This window comes from Stenotrophomonas sp. GD03654 (assembly GCF_029845105.1).
Lineage (GTDB): Bacteria > Pseudomonadota > Gammaproteobacteria > Xanthomonadales > Xanthomonadaceae > Stenotrophomonas > Stenotrophomonas africana.
In genome coordinates this window covers 1-17,851 of record NZ_JAOCLC010000083.1, presented here as the reverse complement: position 1 = coordinate 17,851, position 17,851 = coordinate 1, and the positions used below count along the sequence as shown (strand labels likewise).

Genomic DNA, 17,851 nt, shown 5'->3' with positions numbered 1-17,851 from the left:
CATCCGATTCCGGATCGGCGGCGACCTCGGCCACCGGCCGCCAGGCCAGGTCAAGTGACTCCTCGCTGAGCAAGAAGGCCTCGCCCCCCAGCGCCCGGATCACGAAACGCACGTCGTAGTGCCAGTGCCCCGGCACGTCCTTGCGCTCCGGAATCCAATGCTTGTCCAGATCGAAGATGGCCGGGTCTTCCAGAACCAGGCCGGTCAGGCCAGACTCTTCCTCGGCTTCCTTCAGCGCCACCCGGGCCAGGTCGCGGTCGCCGTCGGCGTGGCCGCCCAACTGCAGCCAGCGCTGCAGCTTGCGGTGGTGGGTCAGCAGCAGGCGCTGGCCGTCGGCACTGACCAGCCAGCAGCTGGCGGTGAAGTGCCCGGCCAGCCTTTCGCGCCGGAACGGATCCTCCGGATCGTCCAGCAATGTGCCGAATTCGGCAGCCAGTGCGTCGTGGGCGGGCTCGCGGCGGGCGTAGTCCCGCAGCAGGCCGCGCAGGCGATCGTCAAGCACGGCAAGGGTTTCGGCGGTCTGGCTCATGAATGGGCGGCGTTTGAAAAAATACTGCTCATTATCGCCGTTCATTGTTGCGATTGCGCTTGTGCGTTGGCTTCAGCTTTGGCTAAGGTACAGCGGGCCGTTCGCGCGGCCTTCACCATTCCAGGGTTGCCGGCAACGTATCGGCGGCCCACCCAATCCGATCACTAGGAAGTACTGCATGCTGAAAGCTCTGTTGAGGGTCAAGCCGGTCCAGCCGGCCGGGCACGTCGATGCCGGCGAACCCATCGAAGGCAGCCTGGACGGCGAAGCCACGTTGAAACGGACCCTCACGGCTAAACACCTCATCCTGCTTGGCGTGGGTGCGGTGATCGGCGCTGGTATCTTCGTGCTGACCGGCCAGGCCGCAGCCAACCACGCGGGCCCGGCAGTGATGCTGTCGTTCGTCATCGCTGGTTTCGCCTGCGCCCTGGCGGGCCTGTGCTACGCCGAGTTCGCAGCGATGATGCCGGTCTCCGGCAGTGCCTACTCCTACTCCTACGCCACTCTCGGCGAAGGCATGGCCTGGTTCATCGGCTGGTGCCTGGTGCTGGAATACCTGTTCGCCTCGGCCTCGGTCGCGGTGGGCTGGTCGGCGTACCTGATCAGCTTCATCACCACCACGCTGCACATGCCGTTCCCGGATGCACTCAGCGCAGCTCCCATTGCCTGGACCGGCAGCGAGTTCATCGCCTCCGGCAAGCTGTTCAACCTGCCGGCGGTGCTGATCGTGGCGGCGGTGTCCGGCCTGCTGTACGTGGGCGTGACCCAGTCGGCCTTCGTCAACGCGATCATCGTGGCGATCAAGGTCACCGTGATCTGCCTGTTCATCGGCATCGGCGCGGCCCACATCGACCCGGCCAACTGGCAGCCGTTCATCCCGGAAAACACCGGCGTGCCGGGTGAATTCGGCTGGAGCGGCGTGTTCCGCGCGGCCACCATCGTGTTCTTCGCCTACATCGGCTTCGATGCGGTCTCCACCGCCGCCGGCGAAACCAAGGACCCGCAGCGCAACATGCCGATTGGCCTGCTCGGTTCGCTGGCGGTGTGCACCATCGTCTACATCATCGTCTGTGCGGTGCTGACCGGCATGATGCCGTACCACCTGCTGGGCACCGACAAGCCGGTGGCCACCGCGCTGGAGCCCTACCCGACCCTGTCCTGGCTGAAGACCCTGGTCGAGATCGGCGCCATCGCCGGCCTGTCCTCGGTGGTGCTGGTGATGATGATGGGCCAGACCCGCATCGCCTACACCATCTCCCGCGACGGCCTGCTGCCGAAGTTCTTCGGCAAGGTCCACGCGCGATTCCGCACCCCGTACGTCGCCACCATCGTGGTCGGCGTGATCGCCGCCGCGCTGGCCGGCCTGGTGCCGCTGAACGTGCTGGGCGAACTGGTCTCGATGGGCACCCTGCTGGCGTTCGCCACGGTCTGCATCGGCGTGCTGGTGCTGCGCTACTCCAAGCCGGAGATCCATCGCCCGTTCCGCGTACCAGCAGTGTGGATCATCTGCCCGCTGGGCGCGGCCACCTGCCTGTTCCTGTTCTGGCAGGCGTTCGTGGTCCACTGGCACCTGTTCGTGGGCTGGACGCTGCTCGGCCTGTTGATCTACCTGGGCTACGGCATCCGCAACAGCAAGCTGGCCAAGTCGCCCTGATCCGCCTACGGGCCGGCCTCGCGCCGGCCCGTCCGTTTTCCCCGCGCGCCGCCCGTGGCGCGCTTCGACAAGACCACCACACATGTTCAAGCAACTGTGGGCCACCAAGCACCCGCATGCCGCCCATGAAGACGCCAACGGCCTCAGCCTGCGCCGCCACCTCGGCCCCTGGGGCCTGACCGCCCTGGGTATCGGCGCGGTGATCGGCGGCGGCATCTTCGTCATCACCGGCCAGGCCGCCGCCAACCACGCCGGCCCGGCGATCATGCTGTCCTTCGTACTGGCCGCCATCTGCTGCGCCTTCTGCGCGCTGGCCTACGCCGAATTTGCCTCGATGGTGCCGGTCTCCGGCAGCGCCTACACCTACACCTACGCCACCTTCGGTGAGCTCTCGGCCTGGTTCATCGGCTGGATGCTGGTGCTCGAATACGGCGTCTCCGCCTCGGCGGTGGCGGTCAGCTGGACCGGCTACTTCCTCAGCCTGCTCAGCCAGTTCGACATCCATCTACCGGCCGCGCTGGTCAGTGCCCCGCTCGACGCACAGCTGCGCCCGACCGGCGCGATCGCCAACCTGCCTGCTGCGGCCCTGGTGCTGCTGCTGACCTGGCTGTGCTACGTCGGCATCAGCAAGTCCTCGGCGATGAACATGGCGATGGTCGTGCTCAAGACCGGCCTGATCGTGCTGGTCATCGTGGTCGGCTGGAAGTACGTGGACACCAGCAACTGGACGCCCTTCATCCCGGCCAACGAAGGTCCCGGCAAGTACGGCATGGAAGGCGTACTGCGCGGCGCGGCGATGGTGTTCTTCGCCTACATCGGTTTCGAGGCGGTGTCGGTGGCGGCACAGGAGTCGAAGAATCCGCAGCGCGATATGCCGTTCGGCATGATGCTGTCGCTGGTGATCTGCACCGTGCTGTACATCGCGATGGCCGCGGTGATGACCGGCCTGGTGCCGTTCCAGCTGCTGGGCACCGATGAGCCGGTGGTGACTGCCGTGGCGGCGCACCCGCAGCTGGACTGGCTGCGCTGGGTGGTCGAGGTCGGCGCGCTGGTCGGCCTGTCCTCGGTGGTGCTGGTGATGATCATCGGCCAGCCGCGCATCTTCATGATCATGGGTCGCGACGGCCTGCTGCCGCCGGTGTTCACCAAGATTCATCCGAAGTACCGCACCCCGCACATCAACACCGTGATCACCGGCATCGGCATCGCCTTGCTGGCGGCGCTGTTCCCGCTGGACATCCTCGGCGAGCTGACCTCGATGGGCACGCTGATCGCATTCGCGGCGGTGTGCGCCGGCGTGCTGATCCTGCGCCGCACCCAGCCCGACCTGCCGCGGCCGTTCCGCATGCCGATGGCGTGGCTGATCTGCAGCCTGGGCGTGCTGAGCTGCCTGGCGCTGTTGTCGGCGATGACGATGCACAACTGGATGCTGATGGGTGTATGGACGTTCGTCGGCTTCGTGATCTATTTCTGCTACGGATTCCGGCACAGCCGCCTGCGCGCGAAATAAAGGGATTGCAGGGCCTGCGGCCCTGCACCCGCCGGAGCCGGAGCAACTTCCAGAGCAACAGCTGGGTTGAGGGTTTGGCGGGGAGGCATGGGTTAGCGGGGGACGCCGTGAATCCATCCCTGGAGGCTTGGCCGCGGCATCCATGCCGCGGACACCCCCGCGAACCCATGCCTCCCCGCCCCTGACACTTTCCCGGCACGTCCGGTAGATCCACGCCATGCGTGGATGATGGTCATTCCCAGCGACCAAGGCGCCCGACGATGATCATCTGCGGCCAAACCAGATGGTCTTCTGTATCCAGCCTGCGCCGCCCATGCAGCCCATGAAGTGCTCGTGATTCTCCTTGGCGTTGACGTCCACGGTGTAGCGCTCGGTCTTTGGCATCAGCATCTTCTTGCATTTGCCATCCACGTCGCATGTCTCGCCTTCCTTGCAGACGGTCAGCACCTCGATCTCCTCGGTGCGCTCGACAACCTCCATCTTCTCCGGCCACTTCTCGTTGGCCTCTGCCCTGCAGCGCCAACGCGACTCATCCAGCGGATCGGCATGGTCGCTGAAGCGTGCCCATTCGGTCGCACAACCGCCGGTCAACAGCGCAAGCCCCGCAGCCACGGCCATTCGCATATACCCATCTCCATCATCCTTTCCCTGCCATATCGCGGTGTTAACGCGCCGCTTCCGGTTCCGGTTGCCCCGGCCAGCGCTCCTGTTACGACCGGTTCCCAGTTCCACATGCTGCAGGTGCGTGCGCCACGGTAGCGGCCCTGGTTCACGTCCAGGACGCCGCTCTCGATTTCCGGCCGCTGCACGCGCTCATACTTTCCATCCACGTCGTACGTGTTCTTGTCCTGCTCCCTGCTCGTCTCCAGCCTCAACGCCTAAACGGTTCGCACAGCCACGTCATTCTCCGCTGGCCACTGTTGCCTCGAGTCCGTTGAGCAGCAACCTGTCGAGCAGCCGTCGTCCGCTGCGCCGGCCCCGCCTAGCGGCGATTGAACCAGATGAGCTGCTGCTGCCAGCCGGCACCGGCCATGCAGGCATTGAACTCGCTGCTGCGGTCGGACGCATTGACGTCCACGATGTAACTCTCCTCTTTCGGCATGGGTACCATGTTGTACTTGCCGTCAATGGCGCAGACTTCATCAAGCCTGCAGGGCACCCGCTGGTCCTCGTAGACCGTGCGCGTGGCCACTTCGTTCCGCACCGGCCAGTGCTCGCCGGCCTGGGCCCGGCAGCCCGCGTGGGTGGCACCGAACGGCGGCGCCGCTGCATCCATCCTCACCCATTCCATCGCGCAGCCACTGCTGGCCAGCACGACACTGATCACCCCCAGAAACACCATCGCGCGCGTGATCATCGTAGTTCACCTGTCCTTGATGCTCGCCCGGAACTCCTGCGGCACTCCGATGGTGTTTGCCGACAGCAAGACTGTCCACGACCGGAATCGCTTCCAGCGCGAACGCTAACCTCCCCATTCAGCCAGCGCTTGGCCTGCCTCGATCCAAACCCAACCCGCTCCCTTCCAGCACACTGCGCGGCCTCGCGCGTGCAGCAGACCAACAGCTTTCGAGCAGGCCCAGCTACGGGCCGGATCACGTAAAATGGCGGCCATGGACACCCCCACCTTCCCGTACGACACCGCGCGCCTGAGCGAACTGGCCCAGCTGCTGATCGACAACGTCCGCGAACTGGCCCACGCCGGCTGGACCCCGGCCACAAGCAGCAACTTCTCCCACCGCCTGGACGACCGCCACGCGGCGATCACCGTCTCGGGCAAGGACAAGGGCCGCCTGATCGAGGACGACATCATGGTGGTGGACTTCGACGGCCAGGCCGTCGGCCGCCCGCTGCGCCCGTCCGCCGAAACCCTGCTGCACACCCAGCTGTACCGCCGCTTCCCCGAAGTGGGTTGCGTGCTGCACACCCATTCGCCGGTGCAGACCATCGCCTCGCGGCTGTATGCGCCGCAGGGCCACATCCGCCTGGAAGGCTATGAACTGCTGAAGGCCTTTGCCGGCAACAGCACCCATGAGATGGCCATCGACGTGCCGGTGTTCGCCAACACCCAGGACATGAACGCGCTCTCGGCGCAGGTCGATGACCTGCTCGATCGCCAGCCGCTCTGGGGCTACCTGATCGACGGCCACGGCCTGTACGCCTGGGGCCGTGACATGGCCGAAGCACGCCGCCACCTGGAAGCGTTCGAGTTCCTGTTCCACTGCGAACTGGAACTGCGCAAGCTGCGCGGCTGAACCCGCGCGCATGCGCAGATGCCGATCCGGAATCTGCGCCTCGCCCCCACCCTGCTACCCTGTCTTCCCCCCGAGACGTTCAAGCTGCCGCCATGAGCCGACTGCGCATCTACGACGACACCCGCCCCGAATCGCCGCTGCTGGACACCCAGGACGGCGCGGCCATCGCTGCCGAACTGCAGAAGATCGGCGTCACCTTCGAGCGCTGGCAGGCCACCGCGCCGGTTGCGCCGGGCGCCAGCCAGGATGAAGTGTTCGCTGCCTACCGTGCGGACATCGACCGTCTGGTCGCCGAGCGCGGCTTCAAGAGCGTGGACGTCGCCTCGATCGCGCCGGACAACCCCAACCGCGCCGAACTGCGCAAGAAGTTCCTCGACGAGCACTTCCACAAGGAAGACGAGGTGCGCTTCTTCGTCGCAGGCTCCGGCCTGTTCACCCTGCACGTAGGCGACAAGGTCTATGAGATCGAGTGTGTGAAGGACGATCTGATCGCGGTGCCCGACGGCACCACCCACTGGTTTGACATGGGCGATGAGCCGAGCTTCGTGGCGATCCGCTTCTTCACCGAGCCGGACGGCTGGGTCGGCCATTTCACTGGCACCGACATCGCGCAGAAATTCCCCCGTTACGTACCTACCCAGGCGTCCTGATCCATGCAGCCCCGCGTCATCCTGACCGACATCGAAGGCACCACCAGCAGCATCTCATTCGTCAAGAACGTGCTGTTCCCCTATGCCCGCAAGGCCTTGCCGGCGTTCGTCTCCGAACATGGCCAGCAGCCGGAGGTCCGCCGCTGGCTGGATGCGGTGGCTACCGAGATCGGCGGCGCCTGCCAGGACAGCCTGGTCGCCGAGACGCTGCAGGGCTGGATCGACCAGGACCGCAAGCACACCGCACTGAAGGCACTGCAGGGCCTGATCTGGGACGAAGGCTACCGTCGCGGCGATTACACCGCGCACTTCTACCCGGAAGTGGCGCCGGTGCTGAAGGGCTGGCACGCTGCCGGCCTGCCGCTATACGTGTACTCCTCCGGCTCGGTGCCGGCGCAGAAGCTGTTCTTCGGTTTCAGCGATGCCGGTGACCTCAGCCCGCTGGTGTCGGGCTGGTTCGATACCGAGATCGGCGGCAAGCGAGAGGCCGACAGCTACCGCCGCATCGTGCGGGCAATCGGCGTGCCGGCCGGCGAGATCCTGTTCCTGTCCGATGTGGTGGAGGAATTGGACGCCGCCCGCGAAGCCGGCCTGCAGACCCGCCTGATCGATCGCCTGGATGATTACCCGATGCCGCGCATCGGCCAGGCCGCCAACGGCCATGAGCGGGTCGAGAATTTCCAGCAGATCCAGTTGTAAAGCGACGGGTAGATGCCAACCTTGGTTGGCATGTTCCGGGTGTGCCAACCAAGGTTGGCACCCACCAATGCGGGATGCGCCGCCCTCAACGATCGTTGAGGGTCTTCAGCTTCATTGCTTCGCGCAGGGTCGTAAGGTCCACCGGGCCACGCACCGCGATATCGCGGGTTTCGCCGGGCAACAGGTCCAGCAGGTTGTCTTCGACCTGCACATCCAGCGCACCAAAATCGATCCACGTCGCGCGCACGTAGGCCGCGCTTTCCAGCCGCAGTCGATAGTGGTCGCCTTCGGTGGACAAGGTGGCCTTGAGCTTCTGCCGCAGCAGCACCTGGTCCTTGGCCTCGACGAAACCGACCACCTGGCGCGCACTGACCTTGCCATCCTGCAGCAACTCGAATACCGCCACGGTGCGCTTCGGATCGGCACCGGCCAGCAGCTCGGCATCGCGGAAATCACCGATGGAGGTGACGCCCTCCGCTTTCAACGTCACCGCTTGCTCGCGACGGCGCAGCACCTTGCCGTCCACGTCCAGCACCTGCAGCCGCCAGCGTGCATCCAGCGCGGCACCGTCGTTGAGCAACCGCACCCGTGTGCTGCCCTCGTCGCGCAGCACGGCCACCGTCACCGGCGCAAAGAAGCGCCGGGCCGCGAAGTGCAACGCCTTCCAGCGACCGAAGTAGTCCACGCTGGACCATGAAGCACCCGGCCAGACGTCGTTGAGCTGCCAGTACAGCGAGCCCATCGTGTACGGCCGCGAGGCACGATGATGCAGCGCGGCCAACGCGATGCCATCGGCCTGCATCACCTGGCTGAGGTAGACGAAGTCCTCGAAGTCCTTCGGCGTGCCGTACCCCAGCTCGATGTAGTGCAGCAGGCGGCTGTTGCCCTCGCCGGCCATGAACTTCTGGTGCGCACGGATCACCGGGCTGTCGATGCGCTGCTCGGCGCGGGTGGCGATCTGGTCCACCGTCGCCACCGACGGCCACGCCTGCAGCCCGTACTCGGACATGAAGCGCGGCGTCTCACGCAGGTAGGCCTGCACCGGCAGTGCCGGATTGCCCCAGACCTGCCAGTAATGCTTGTCGCCGCGGGTGGAATCGTTGGCCTTCTCATCCAGATCATTGCTGGGCGAGCTGGACCAGTACGGCACGCCCAGCGCCTCCTCACCCACCACCTGGCGCAGGTCGTTGCCGAACAGGTCGACATAGCCCTGCCACACCTTCGCTGCAAACGCCGGGTCGGCCGCCTTCAGGTCGCGACCGTGGCCCCAGTCCTTCCAGGCGGTTTCTTCCTCGTTGTTGCCACACCACAGCACGATGCTGGGGTGATGGCGCAGGCGGCGCACGTTGTCGCGCGCCTCGGCCACCACGCTGGCACGGAAGGCTGGATCGTAACCCGGCTGCATGCCGCCGCCGAACATGAAGTCCTGCCAGACCAGCAGGCCCAGCTCGTCGGCGATGTCGAAGAACGCATCGTCCTCGTAGTAGCCACCGCCCCAGTTGCGCAGCATGTTCATGTTGGCGTCGCGTGCGGCGGTCAGCACCTGGCGCAGGCGTGCGGCATCGACGCGTGCGGGGAACGCATCGAACGGAATGACGTTGGCGCCCTTGGCGAAGATCTCCACACCGTTGATGACGAAGGCGAAGCCCTGTCCACCCTTGCCGTCTTCCTCACGGCGCAGCTCAACCGTGCGCAGGCCGATGCGCTGCTCGCGCACCCGCGTTGCATCGGCGCCATCATCCAGGCGGGCCTGCACGGTGTAGCGGTCCTGTGCACCGTGGCCGACCGGCCACCAGCGCTGCGGCTTGACCAGTTCGACCGGTACTTCGACAGCATTCTGGCCGGGCTTCAGCAGCACCGTGCGCTGCACCTGGGCCACGCTGCGGCCTTGCGGATCGCGCACGTCCACGTTCACCACGGCCGAGCCGGCCGCCGCGCCCTGCTCCACCTGCAGCAGCACCGCCAGCTTCGCCTGTTCCGCGCTTAATGCATCGGTGCGCACGGCAAGATCGGTCAGGCGGTGCGTATCCCAGGCCTGCAGGTCGACCCCGCGCCACACGCCGGCGGTGACATAGCGCGGGCCCCAGTCCCAGCCGAAGTGATAGGCCGGCTTGCGCGCGAAGTTGCCGACCATCGCGTCTTTGGGCTCATCCCCATAGGGCGAAGGATAGTTGCCGGCGATCTTGTGCGGCATCGCCTGCACGCCCGGCAGCAGGGAGCGGATGGGCGATCGGAACACGATCTGCAGTTCGTTGTCGTTCGCGCGCAGACGCCCTTCTACGCGCGCACGCCACGTGCGGTGCGCGTTGTCTGCACGCAGCAGCGGCTTGCCGTTGAGGCTGACCTCGGCATAGGTATCCAGCCCGTCGAAGCGAAGCTCGGCATTCGGCTTGGCCAGCGTCGCCGCATCCACGTCGAAGCGGGCCCGGTATTCCCAGGCCGCCAGGCCGATCCACTGCAGCTCGGCCTCGGGCGCACCGACATACGGGTCGCGGATCAGTGCATGCGCCAGCAGGTCGGTGTGCACGCTGCCCGGTACCTTCGCCGCACGCCATTGCTGCAGGCCCGGATGGGCAGCACCCTGGGAATCGCCAGGCAGCATGCGGAATTGCCATTGCGCCTGCAAAGGCGCCGCCGTTGCCGGAAAAGCGGACGCTGCAATCAGCAGCAGGAGCAGACGGACAACGAGGGAAAGACGATGCACGCGGAGCTCCTGTTTTCCGCCGGGTGTCGCCCGGCGCTACCGATTTCGGATTGCCAGGCATGGCCTGGCACTACTGCATTCGAACGATCTTCAGCGCACCACGTTCAACACTTCGTAGCACGCGCCCATGGTGTGGTAATCCACCTTGCCGGCCGGGCTCTTCTCGTCGCTGTACTTGCGGTTGTCGGCATCGAGGATGCGGAACCAGGCGCCGTACTGGTGATCGACGAAGTGTTCCCACGAATACGCCCAGATGCGTTCGTACCACTGCCAGTAGCGGTCATCGCCGGTGCGCTTGGCCATCAGTGCGGCGGTCGCCAGCGTCTCCGCCTGCACCCAGAAGTACTTGTCGTCGTCGCAGACGAAGCTGTCGCCGCCGATCGGGGCGCCATCCATGCCCGGCTGCCGGCGCGATTCCGGCGCGAAACCGTAGTACAAGCCGCCCCGGGCGTCGTCCCAGCTACGCGCCACGGCCACATCGAACAAGTGCTGCGCGGTCGGCACCAGCCAGTCCGCCTGCACGTGGCGATCGAGGATCAGCAACAGCTTGGCCCATTCGGTCTGATGGCCCGGCTGGAAGCCCCACGGGCGGAACAGGTGCTTGGGGTCGTCCAGGTTGTAGTCCCAGTCGATCTCCCAGTTCACATCGTAGTGTTCCCAGACCAGGCCACCGGCCTTGGCGGCCTGGCGGCGGGTCATGTTTTCAGCCAGCTGCAACGCGCGCTCGACATAGCGCTGCTCGCCACTGGCCTCGAACGCCGCCAGCATCGCCTCGCACATGTGCATGTTGGCGTTCTGACCGCGGTAGCCGGTGAAGTTCCACTGGCCATCGGCCTCGTCCTTGTACAGGCCGTACTGTGGCTCCCAGAAGCGCGCTTCCAGCAGCTGCCAGGTCTCGTCCATCCAAACACGCGCCTGTTCGATACCGGTCTTCAGCGCGCAACTGTAGGCCAGCAGCACGAACGCCACGCCGTAGCAGTGGTTCATGTCGTCCTCGACCTTGCCATCGCGCAGGGTCCAGGCATAGCCGCCGGTGGCCGGGTTGCGGTGCACCTCGCGCAGGTAGCGCACGCCGTGCTCGACGGCCTCGCGGTATTCGGCATTGCCGAACTCGCGGTAGGCCATCGCGTAGTTGAAGACGAAACGGGTGCTGCTCACCAGGTGGCGGTGGCTGGCATCGTAGATGCTGCCGTCATCACGGAAGTAGTGGAAGAAGCCACCGTTCGGATCGATGCAGCGCGGGTGGTAGAACGCCATCGTGTCGGCGATATGAGCGCGCAGGAACGCGGGCGAACGGAAATCGGGCGAGGTGCTCATGCGGTAATGTCCTGGGCCTGCAGCAGCTGCTGCACTTCATCGAGCGAGGGCATCGCGGCGAACGCGCCCTTGCGGGTAACAGCCAGCGCTCCCACGGCGGCGCCGAAGCGCAGCGTGGCGGTGATCGCCTCCGGGTCCTGGCAGAACGCGGCGAAACCAGCGCCCGCCCCACCGCGCTCCAGCAGGCCGACCAGCACGCCACCGACGAAGGCATCGCCAGCAGCCGTGGTGTCGACCGTGGCCACGCGGAAACTGGTGACCGTGCCGTGGTTGTCGCGGGTGTACCAATGCAGCGTAGCCGCACCGTCGGTAACGATGACCCAGCGCGCCTGCGCGGCCAGCAGGCGCCGCAGCACCGTCGCCTCGCCATCAGCGCCCAGCGGCGCGGCCAGGTAGTCCAGCTCCTCGCGCGACAGTTTGACCAGGTCCGCGCGCTCCAGCGCCTGCCACAGGCGCGGCGTCGGGTCCTCGTTGGCCGGCCACAGGGCGGGACGCAGGTTGAGGTCCAGGCTGACCACCGCACCGGCCGCACGGGCACGATCCATGCCGGCGAAGGTCGCCTCGGCGATGGCCGGCTCGGTCAGGCTGTTGGAGCAGACGTGGAAGCACTGCGCGCTGTCGAGGCAGGCAGCCTGGAAATCGCTGTCACGGAACAGCAGGTCTGCCGCTGGCGGGCGGTAGAAGCTGAAGCTGCGCTCGCCACTGGCGTCAAGGGCGACGAAGGCCAGCGCGGTCTTCGCCTCATCGGTACGCACGATGTAATCCGTGCCCACGCCGTGCTCGACCAGGCTGTCGGCCAGGAAGTCACCGAACATGTCACGGCCGAGCATGCCGACGAACTGGGTCTTGGCGCCCAGTCGCGCTGCCGCCACGGCAACGTTGGCCGGCGCCCCGCCGGCGTACTGCAGGAACGCGCGCGGCGTATCGGCCGAGGCCGGCGGCTGCGCTAGTAGATCGATCAAAATTTCGCCGAAGCAAACGATGGAACCCATTCCGGACTCAGCCTCCCTGCGTGCGGACAGCCGGCGGGCGCGAGCCCACAAGACCGTAGAAAATGATGTAGACGTAGCAGATCACCGGCAGCACGAAGCTCAGGTGCAGGCCGATGCGGTCGGCCAGCATGCCCTGTAGCAGCGGGATGATCGCGCCGCCGACGATGGCCATGATCAAGAGGCTGGAGGCCTTGTTGGTCAACGGTCCCAGGCGTTCGATGGCCAGCGAGAAGATGGTCGGGAACATGATGGAGTTGAACAGACCGGTCGCCACGATGCCGTACAGCGCGACTTTGCCGCCCGACGTCAGGGTGACGACCAGCAGCACCACGTTGGCAGCGGCGAAACCGGCCAGCAGGCGGCGCGGCGAGAATTTGGCCAGCAGCCACGCGCCGGCGAAACGGCCGACCATGGCGCAGCCCCAGTAGGCCGACACGTAGTTCGTGGCCTGCTGTTCGGTCATGCCGCCAATCTCCGGCAGCGCCAGGTAGTTCACCATCAGGCTGCCGATGGACACTTCGGCGCCGACGTAGAAGAAGATGGCCAGCACGCCGAACAGCACGTGCGGGTGCTTGAGGGCATCCAGCAGCGTGTGGTGGCCGCTGTCGGCCTGCTCGGTCGACTCAGTCAGGCTGGGCAGGCGGAACAGGTAGACGAACACCGCCAGCAGCACCAGCGCGATGGCCAGGCCCACGTACGGGCCCTGCACCGACTGCGCCTCGGCGGCACGGTAGGCCATCTGCTCGGCCACCGGCATCGCGTCGATCTCATCGCCGCTCTTCACTGCGGTGCTGAGGATCAGGAAGCCACCAAACAGCGGTGCCAGCGTGGTGCCCAGCGAATTGAGCGCCTGCGCCAGGGTCAGACGGCTCGATGCGGTCTGTTCCGGGCCAAGCAGCGCGACGTAAGGATTGGCAGCGACCTGCAGCACGGTGATGCCGCTGGCCAGCACGAACAGCGATGCAAGGAAGGCTTCGTAGGTGCGCAGCGCGGCCGACGGCCAGAAGCCCAGCGCGCCCACGCCTGCGATCAGCAGGCCCGCGATGATGCCCTTCTTGTAGCCCAGACGGGCCACCAGCCGACCGGCCGGCACCGACATCAGGAAGTACGCGCCGAAGAAGGTGAACTGCACCAGCATCGCGCGGGTGTAGTTCAGCTCGAACACCGCCTTCAGATGCGGGATCAGCACGTCGTTGAGGCTTGTCAGGAAGCCCCACATGAAGAAGATGGTGGTGGCGACCGCCAGAGCAGCACGGGCATTCATGACCGGTGCCTGGCTGCTGGAGGAACCCGGTGGACGGGGCGTTGCGGAGATCGGCATGCGGTACGCGCCTCGATGCGCGGAAGGTCGTTGTTGCGTGGAAGGGGTGTATGGAAGGAATCAGTTCGGCCGTGCGGCACTGCTTTCGCGGATGCGCAGCTGCACCGGTGCGACCGTGCGCCGTGGCGGCGCGTCCGGTTCGTCCAGTCGTTGCAGCAGCAGCGCCGCGGCTTGGCGGCCACGCTCGCGCGGATCGGCGGTGAGCGTGGTCAACGGCGGCACCGCCACCGCAGCCTCGGAAATATCGTCGAAACCGGTAACGGCAAAATCGCCGCCCGGACGGATGCCACGCGAATTCAGGCCCAGCATCAGGCCCAGCGCGACGGTGTCGTTGTAGCAGACCGCCGCACTCGGGCGATGGCCGTCGGCAAACAACTCATCGGTGCGCGCGGCGGCTTCCAGACGGTTCGGTGCAGATTCGATCATCCAGCCCGGCGGCAGCGACAGACCGGCCTCGGCCAGCGCCTGCTGGAAACCGGCACGGCGCTGGTGGCACGAACTCGATGCGGCGTGGCCGCCGAAGAAAGCAATCTGGCGATGGCCGCGCTCGATCAGGTGGCGCGTGGCGAGATAGGCGCCGTGCTGGTTGTCGAGGGTGAGGAAATCCCAGTCAGCCCCTTCAAGCTCGCGGTTGAACAGCAGCACGTTGGCATTGGCGCCCAACGCCTGCCGCAACTGCGCGGTATCGCTGCCCTCGGCCGGTGACAGGATCAGGCCGGCCGGGGTGTGCTCCATCAGCGTGGACAGCACCGCCTGCTGGCGCTCCGGCGATTCACCGGTACTGCCCAGCAGGGTCACGTAACCGCGTCCACCCAGCGCCTCGTCCACACCGGAGGCGAACTCGGCGAAGAACGGGTTGGACAGATCGTTGATCACCAGCGCGATGCTTGATGACGTGCGCCGGCGCAGGTTGGCCGCCGCGCGGTTGTAGACATAACGCTGGCGGCGCAGTTCGGCCTCGACCTTGGCGCGGGTATCGACGTTGACCAGTGGGCTGCCGCGCAGCACCAGCGACACGGTTGCCCGTGACACGCCGATGGCACGCGCGATGTCGGTCACCGTCACCGCCTTGCCGGCGCGCTTGCTGGGACTGCTGCCGTTGTCGTTCATCGTCTTCCCGGACTCCGCTGGATGCTCAAGCCTAATGGATCAGGGCCCTGTCGTGCCGTGCCGTTCGCTGGGTCACCGCGAACGGCACAGTCCGTCTCAGCGCAGCTGGCTGCCCGGTGCCGCGCACCAGGACACCGGCAGGTCCTTCACCGCCGTGCCCCAGCCCTGCTCCGGCGCCTTCGCGTCGAGCGCGAACTGCAGCCGCGGGCCCTGCTGCAGCCGGTTCCAGTCCAGCCACACCGGTGCATGCGCCTGGCCATCGACCTGCACGCCCTGCACGTACTGCAGGCGGCGGCCATCGGCACCCGGCGCATCGATGCGCAGCGTGCGGCCATTGCCCATGTCCACTTCCACCTTGCTGAAGCGCGGGGTGTGCAGCAGGAACTGGCCGCTGCCCGGCACCGCCGGGTACACGCCGATGGCGCTGAACAGGTACCAGGCCGACATCGTGCCGAGGTCATCGTTGCCGGTTACGCCGTTGGGCGCATTGGTGAACAACTGCTGCGCGGCGCGCACCACGGCCGCGGTCTTCCACGGCTGGCCGATCAGCGTGTACAGCCACGGCGAGTGCAGGTCCGGCTCGTTGTTCGGGTTGTAGCGGAACTGGTTGTAATAGCTGTACGGCCCGACCACCCACTCCTTGCGGGCGGCATTGAGCGGGTCGGCCTGCAGCGCGTCCATCGCGAAGAAGGCATCGAGGCGGCGGCCGGCCTGTTCGCGGCCGTCCATCGCTTCGACCAGGCCCGGCACGTCCTGCTGCGCCAGCCACTGGTACTGCCACGCCGTGCCTTCATGGAAACCGTGATGCGAGCGCGGGCTGTAGTGGCCATCGGCCGGCGTGTACCACTGGCCATCTTCGGTGCGCGGGCGCGGGAAACCGGTGAAGCCGGTCTCGGCGTCGCGCACCTGAGGGTCCCACACCTTGCGCCAGTTGCGGCCGCGCTCACGCAGCGTCGCCGCGTCCTGCGCGTGGCCGAGGCCATCGGCCATCTGCGAGAGCGCGCAATCCGCCAGCGCGTATTCCAGCGTCGCCGAACCGCCGTGATGCGGATCGACGTCCATGCCCTTGGACGGGAACGCGCGGTCGTAGACCACGTAGCCCTTGTCCAGATAGGTCGGGTTGCCGGAGCGGCCAGCCATGCGCGAGTTCAGCGGCGGCGTGCCGAACGCGTTGCGGCGCAGCGCATCCCAGGCCTGCGATTCACGGCCCTTGAGCGCGCCGAAGCGCCACAGATCGACCATGAACGGCGTAACCGGATCGCCGGTCATGATGTTGGTCTCGAAATTGGCATAGCCCCAGCGCGGCAGCCAACCGCCCTGCTCGTCGATCGCCAGCAGGGTACGGCCGATGTCACGCGCCACGTCCGGGCGGGTCAGTGCCAGCCACTGGTTCTGCGCGCGGTAGGTATCCCACAGCGAGAAGTACTCGTAGTAGGTCCAGCCGTCGGCACGATGGATGCCATCGTCATAGCCACGGTAGCGGCCGTCGGCGTCGTTGCCGGTCATCGGCTGCAGCAGCGCGTGGTAGACCGCGCTGTAGAACACGGCGCGGTCGTCGGCGTTGCCGCCCTGCACACGCACCCGGCCCAGCTGCTCACGCCACGACTGCTGCGACAACGCACGCATGCGGTCGAAACCGAGCAGCGCTCCACCCTGCATGCCATCTGCGCGCAGATTGATGCGCGCGCCTTCGGCATCCACGTGCGAGATTGCGCTGACCGCCGTCACCGACTGGCCCTTGGCCAGGTCGAAGGTCAGCCAGGCACCGTTCGGCTTCTGCTCGCCTTCCATGCTGTGCCGCGCACCCGGCAGGCCACCGCCCTCGCCCCAGGTGCCATGCGCCTTGAACGGACGGTCGAACTCGATGCGGAACCAGGTGGTGTACTGGTGCCCGCCACAGAAGCTCTTGGTGACCAGCTTGCCTTCCACCACGCGGTCGCCGACCACATCGACCACGCTGCCGATCACCGAGTGGCGTTCGTTGGCTTGGCCGACATTGACCAGCACGTGGCCATCGCCTTGGCGCTGGCTGAAGGTGTAGCGCTCGGCTGCGGCGCGCGTACGCGCGGTGGTCTCAGCATCGATGCCGCCGTAGCTGGTCAGCCGCACCTTGTAATAGCCCGCTTGGCCGATCTCGCCGTCGTGGGTGTACGACGAGGCATACGCCTTGTGGTCGAACTGCTTGGCGTTGCCGGTATCGAAATCACCGCCCGGACCGATCGAGCCGGTCACCGGCAGTACCGACACCTGGCCGCCTTGCTCCCAGCAGCCTGCGCCGGAGATGAAGGAGTGGCCGAAACCGCGGATCTTCTCATCGTCATAGCGCCAGCCCGAGTAGTGGCTGCCGATCGGGCTGACCTGGATCAGGCCGAACGGCGCCGACGCGCCCGGGAACGTATTGCCATCGTCCTTGCTGCCGATGAAGGTATTGACCTCCCGCTCCAACGCTGCCGGTGCGGCCTGCAGCAGCATCGGCGACGCCGACAGTGCGAGCAGGCAGGCCAGGCGCGCCAGCGGACGCGAAGACAATGGGACGGCGGGAGCGGACGGCACTGGACGCATGTCGGGTTCCTGTAGTCGATGACGCGGAGGCAGACGGCGCGGATCGCCCGGCGTCGTTCCGCTGAGCTCCACCATGACTGGCAGAAAGCTCCCCCTGGAATGACGCCCGACCCACCAGTCCGTGAATTTAGATCGATTCAAGTAGAGCATGCAGGTTCAGCCGAATGCATTCTGCGGCGCAGCATGAGAGGGGTGTTCGGCAGGGCTGCGCCCTGCACCTGCCGATGCCGAAGCCGAATCCGAAGCAACAGCAAAAGCCGGCTATCCGTGGGATGGCGGGGTGGGTCCGGTTGCGGGGGACGCCGTAAACCCGTCCATGGGGGCTTGGCCGCGGCATCCATGCCGCGGACACCCCGCAATCCGACACCGCCCCACCTCTGACAGATTTCCGCTATCTGATGGATCCACGCCATGCGTGGGTGAATCTCCATCGAGTTCGAGTATTTCGATAATTGATCGAAGAGCATCCACGCATGGCGTGGATCTACCGTGTCGACCAAGGTCGACACCTACCAGAGCAGTACGCCGTTCCGACAGATCGCGGAAAACTG

13 protein-coding genes and 1 pseudogene are annotated in these 17,851 nt (G+C 66.3%); 5 read left to right on the top strand and 9 right to left on the bottom strand.

Features of this window, described 5'->3' with window-relative positions:
• The coding region (locus tag N5J73_RS21430) for an NUDIX hydrolase (protein WP_279941345.1) at positions 1 to 574 on the bottom strand (574 nt) is incomplete at its 3' end.
• A 133-nt stretch (positions 575 to 707) separates the two neighbouring features.
• Between N5J73_RS21430 and N5J73_RS21425 the strand changes: the two genes are divergently transcribed.
• Together N5J73_RS21425 and N5J73_RS21420 are read left to right on the top strand one after the other, a co-directional pair.
• A complete protein-coding gene (locus N5J73_RS21425) occupies positions 708 to 2,183 on the top strand; it encodes an amino acid permease (protein WP_049447152.1) in 1,476 nt (491 codons plus the stop codon).
• A gap of 82 nt (positions 2,184 to 2,265) precedes the next feature.
• A complete protein-coding gene (locus tag N5J73_RS21420) occupies positions 2,266 to 3,693 on the top strand; it encodes an amino acid permease (protein ID WP_049447153.1) in 1,428 nt (475 codons plus the stop codon).
• A gap of 264 nt (positions 3,694 to 3,957) precedes the next feature.
• On the opposite strand, the gene N5J73_RS21415 is transcribed toward N5J73_RS21420, so the two are convergent.
• Together N5J73_RS21415 and N5J73_RS21410 are read right to left on the bottom strand one after the other, a co-directional pair.
• A complete protein-coding gene (locus N5J73_RS21415) occupies positions 3,958 to 4,317 on the bottom strand; it encodes a hypothetical protein (RefSeq protein ID WP_049447155.1) in 360 nt (119 codons plus the stop codon).
• A 358-nt stretch (positions 4,318 to 4,675) separates the two neighbouring features.
• Complete coding sequence (locus N5J73_RS21410; RefSeq protein WP_049447157.1) at positions 4,676 to 5,050, bottom strand: hypothetical protein; 375 nt, start codon at positions 5,048 to 5,050, stop codon at positions 4,676 to 4,678.
• 253 nt (positions 5,051 to 5,303) lie between these two features.
• Here N5J73_RS21410 and N5J73_RS21405 point away from each other — a divergent pair, with 253 nt between their 5' ends.
• The 3 genes from N5J73_RS21405 to mtnC all read left to right on the top strand — a co-directional run bounded on the left by N5J73_RS21405 (position 5,304) and on the right by mtnC (position 7,294).
• On the top strand, positions 5,304 to 5,945 hold the full coding sequence (locus tag N5J73_RS21405) for a methylthioribulose 1-phosphate dehydratase (RefSeq protein WP_049447175.1): 642 nt from the start codon (positions 5,304 to 5,306) through the stop codon (positions 5,943 to 5,945).
• A 92-nt stretch (positions 5,946 to 6,037) separates the two neighbouring features.
• The gene (locus tag N5J73_RS21400; RefSeq protein WP_049447159.1) at positions 6,038 to 6,595 is read left to right on the top strand and encodes an acireductone dioxygenase; all 558 of its coding nucleotides are present in this window, start codon (positions 6,038 to 6,040) and stop codon (positions 6,593 to 6,595) included.
• 3 nt (positions 6,596 to 6,598) lie between these two features.
• Positions 6,599 to 7,294: an acireductone synthase gene (gene mtnC, locus N5J73_RS21395; RefSeq protein WP_049447161.1), complete on the top strand. Its 696-nt coding sequence runs from the start codon at positions 6,599 to 6,601 to the stop codon at positions 7,292 to 7,294.
• An 85-nt stretch (positions 7,295 to 7,379) separates the two neighbouring features.
• On the opposite strand, the gene N5J73_RS21390 is transcribed toward mtnC, so the two are convergent.
• From N5J73_RS21390 to N5J73_RS21365, 6 genes and pseudogenes are all read right to left on the bottom strand, one after another.
• Positions 7,380 to 9,998 (bottom strand): glycoside hydrolase family 2 protein, encoded by a 2,619-nt coding sequence (locus N5J73_RS21390; protein WP_049447163.1) that lies wholly within the window; start codon positions 9,996 to 9,998, stop codon positions 7,380 to 7,382.
• A gap of 90 nt (positions 9,999 to 10,088) precedes the next feature.
• Positions 10,089 to 11,315 carry an AGE family epimerase/isomerase gene (locus N5J73_RS21385; RefSeq protein WP_049447165.1) on the bottom strand — a complete coding sequence of 409 codons (1,227 nt, stop codon included), beginning with the start codon at positions 11,313 to 11,315 and terminating at the stop codon, positions 10,089 to 10,091.
• Positions 11,312 to 12,307 (bottom strand): carbohydrate kinase, encoded by a 996-nt coding sequence (locus tag N5J73_RS21380; RefSeq protein WP_049447166.1) that lies wholly within the window; start codon positions 12,305 to 12,307, stop codon positions 11,312 to 11,314. The genes N5J73_RS21385 and N5J73_RS21380 overlap by 4 nt, the downstream gene beginning before the upstream one ends.
• Positions 12,308 to 12,314: 7 nt before the next feature.
• Positions 12,315 to 13,571: an L-fucose:H+ symporter permease gene (fucP, locus tag N5J73_RS21375; RefSeq protein ID WP_226053507.1), complete on the bottom strand. Its 1,257-nt coding sequence runs from the start codon at positions 13,569 to 13,571 to the stop codon at positions 12,315 to 12,317.
• Positions 13,572 to 13,688: 117 nt separating this feature from the next.
• The gene (locus tag N5J73_RS21370) at positions 13,689 to 14,738 is read right to left on the bottom strand and encodes a LacI family DNA-binding transcriptional regulator (protein ID WP_049447170.1); all 1,050 of its coding nucleotides are present in this window, start codon (positions 14,736 to 14,738) and stop codon (positions 13,689 to 13,691) included.
• Between the two features lie 96 nt (positions 14,739 to 14,834).
• A pseudogene (locus tag N5J73_RS21365) lies at positions 14,835 to 17,174 on the bottom strand (GH92 family glycosyl hydrolase); the annotation flags it as partial.
• Positions 17,175 to 17,851: the final 677 nt, after the last annotated feature.

Coding starts and splice junctions, on each gene's coding strand:
- N5J73_RS21425 (WP_049447152.1), top strand. CDS start 708: ATGCTGAAAGCTCTGTTGAGGGTCAAGCCGGTCCAGCCGGCCGGGCAC.
- N5J73_RS21420 (WP_049447153.1), top strand. CDS start 2,266: ATGTTCAAGCAACTGTGGGCCACCAAGCACCCGCATGCCGCCCATGAA.
- N5J73_RS21415 (WP_049447155.1), bottom strand. CDS start 4,317: ATGCGAATGGCCGTGGCTGCGGGGCTTGCGCTGTTGACCGGCGGTTGT.
- N5J73_RS21410 (WP_049447157.1), bottom strand. CDS start 5,050: ATGATCACGCGCGCGATGGTGTTTCTGGGGGTGATCAGTGTCGTGCTG.
- N5J73_RS21405 (WP_049447175.1), top strand. CDS start 5,304: ATGGACACCCCCACCTTCCCGTACGACACCGCGCGCCTGAGCGAACTG.
- N5J73_RS21400 (WP_049447159.1), top strand. CDS start 6,038: ATGAGCCGACTGCGCATCTACGACGACACCCGCCCCGAATCGCCGCTG.
- mtnC (WP_049447161.1), top strand. CDS start 6,599: ATGCAGCCCCGCGTCATCCTGACCGACATCGAAGGCACCACCAGCAGC.
- N5J73_RS21385 (WP_049447165.1), bottom strand. CDS start 11,315: ATGAGCACCTCGCCCGATTTCCGTTCGCCCGCGTTCCTGCGCGCTCAT.
- N5J73_RS21380 (WP_049447166.1), bottom strand. CDS start 12,307: ATGGGTTCCATCGTTTGCTTCGGCGAAATTTTGATCGATCTACTAGCG.
- fucP (WP_226053507.1), bottom strand. CDS start 13,571: ATGAATGCCCGTGCTGCTCTGGCGGTCGCCACCACCATCTTCTTCATG.
- N5J73_RS21370 (WP_049447170.1), bottom strand. CDS start 14,738: ATGAACGACAACGGCAGCAGTCCCAGCAAGCGCGCCGGCAAGGCGGTG.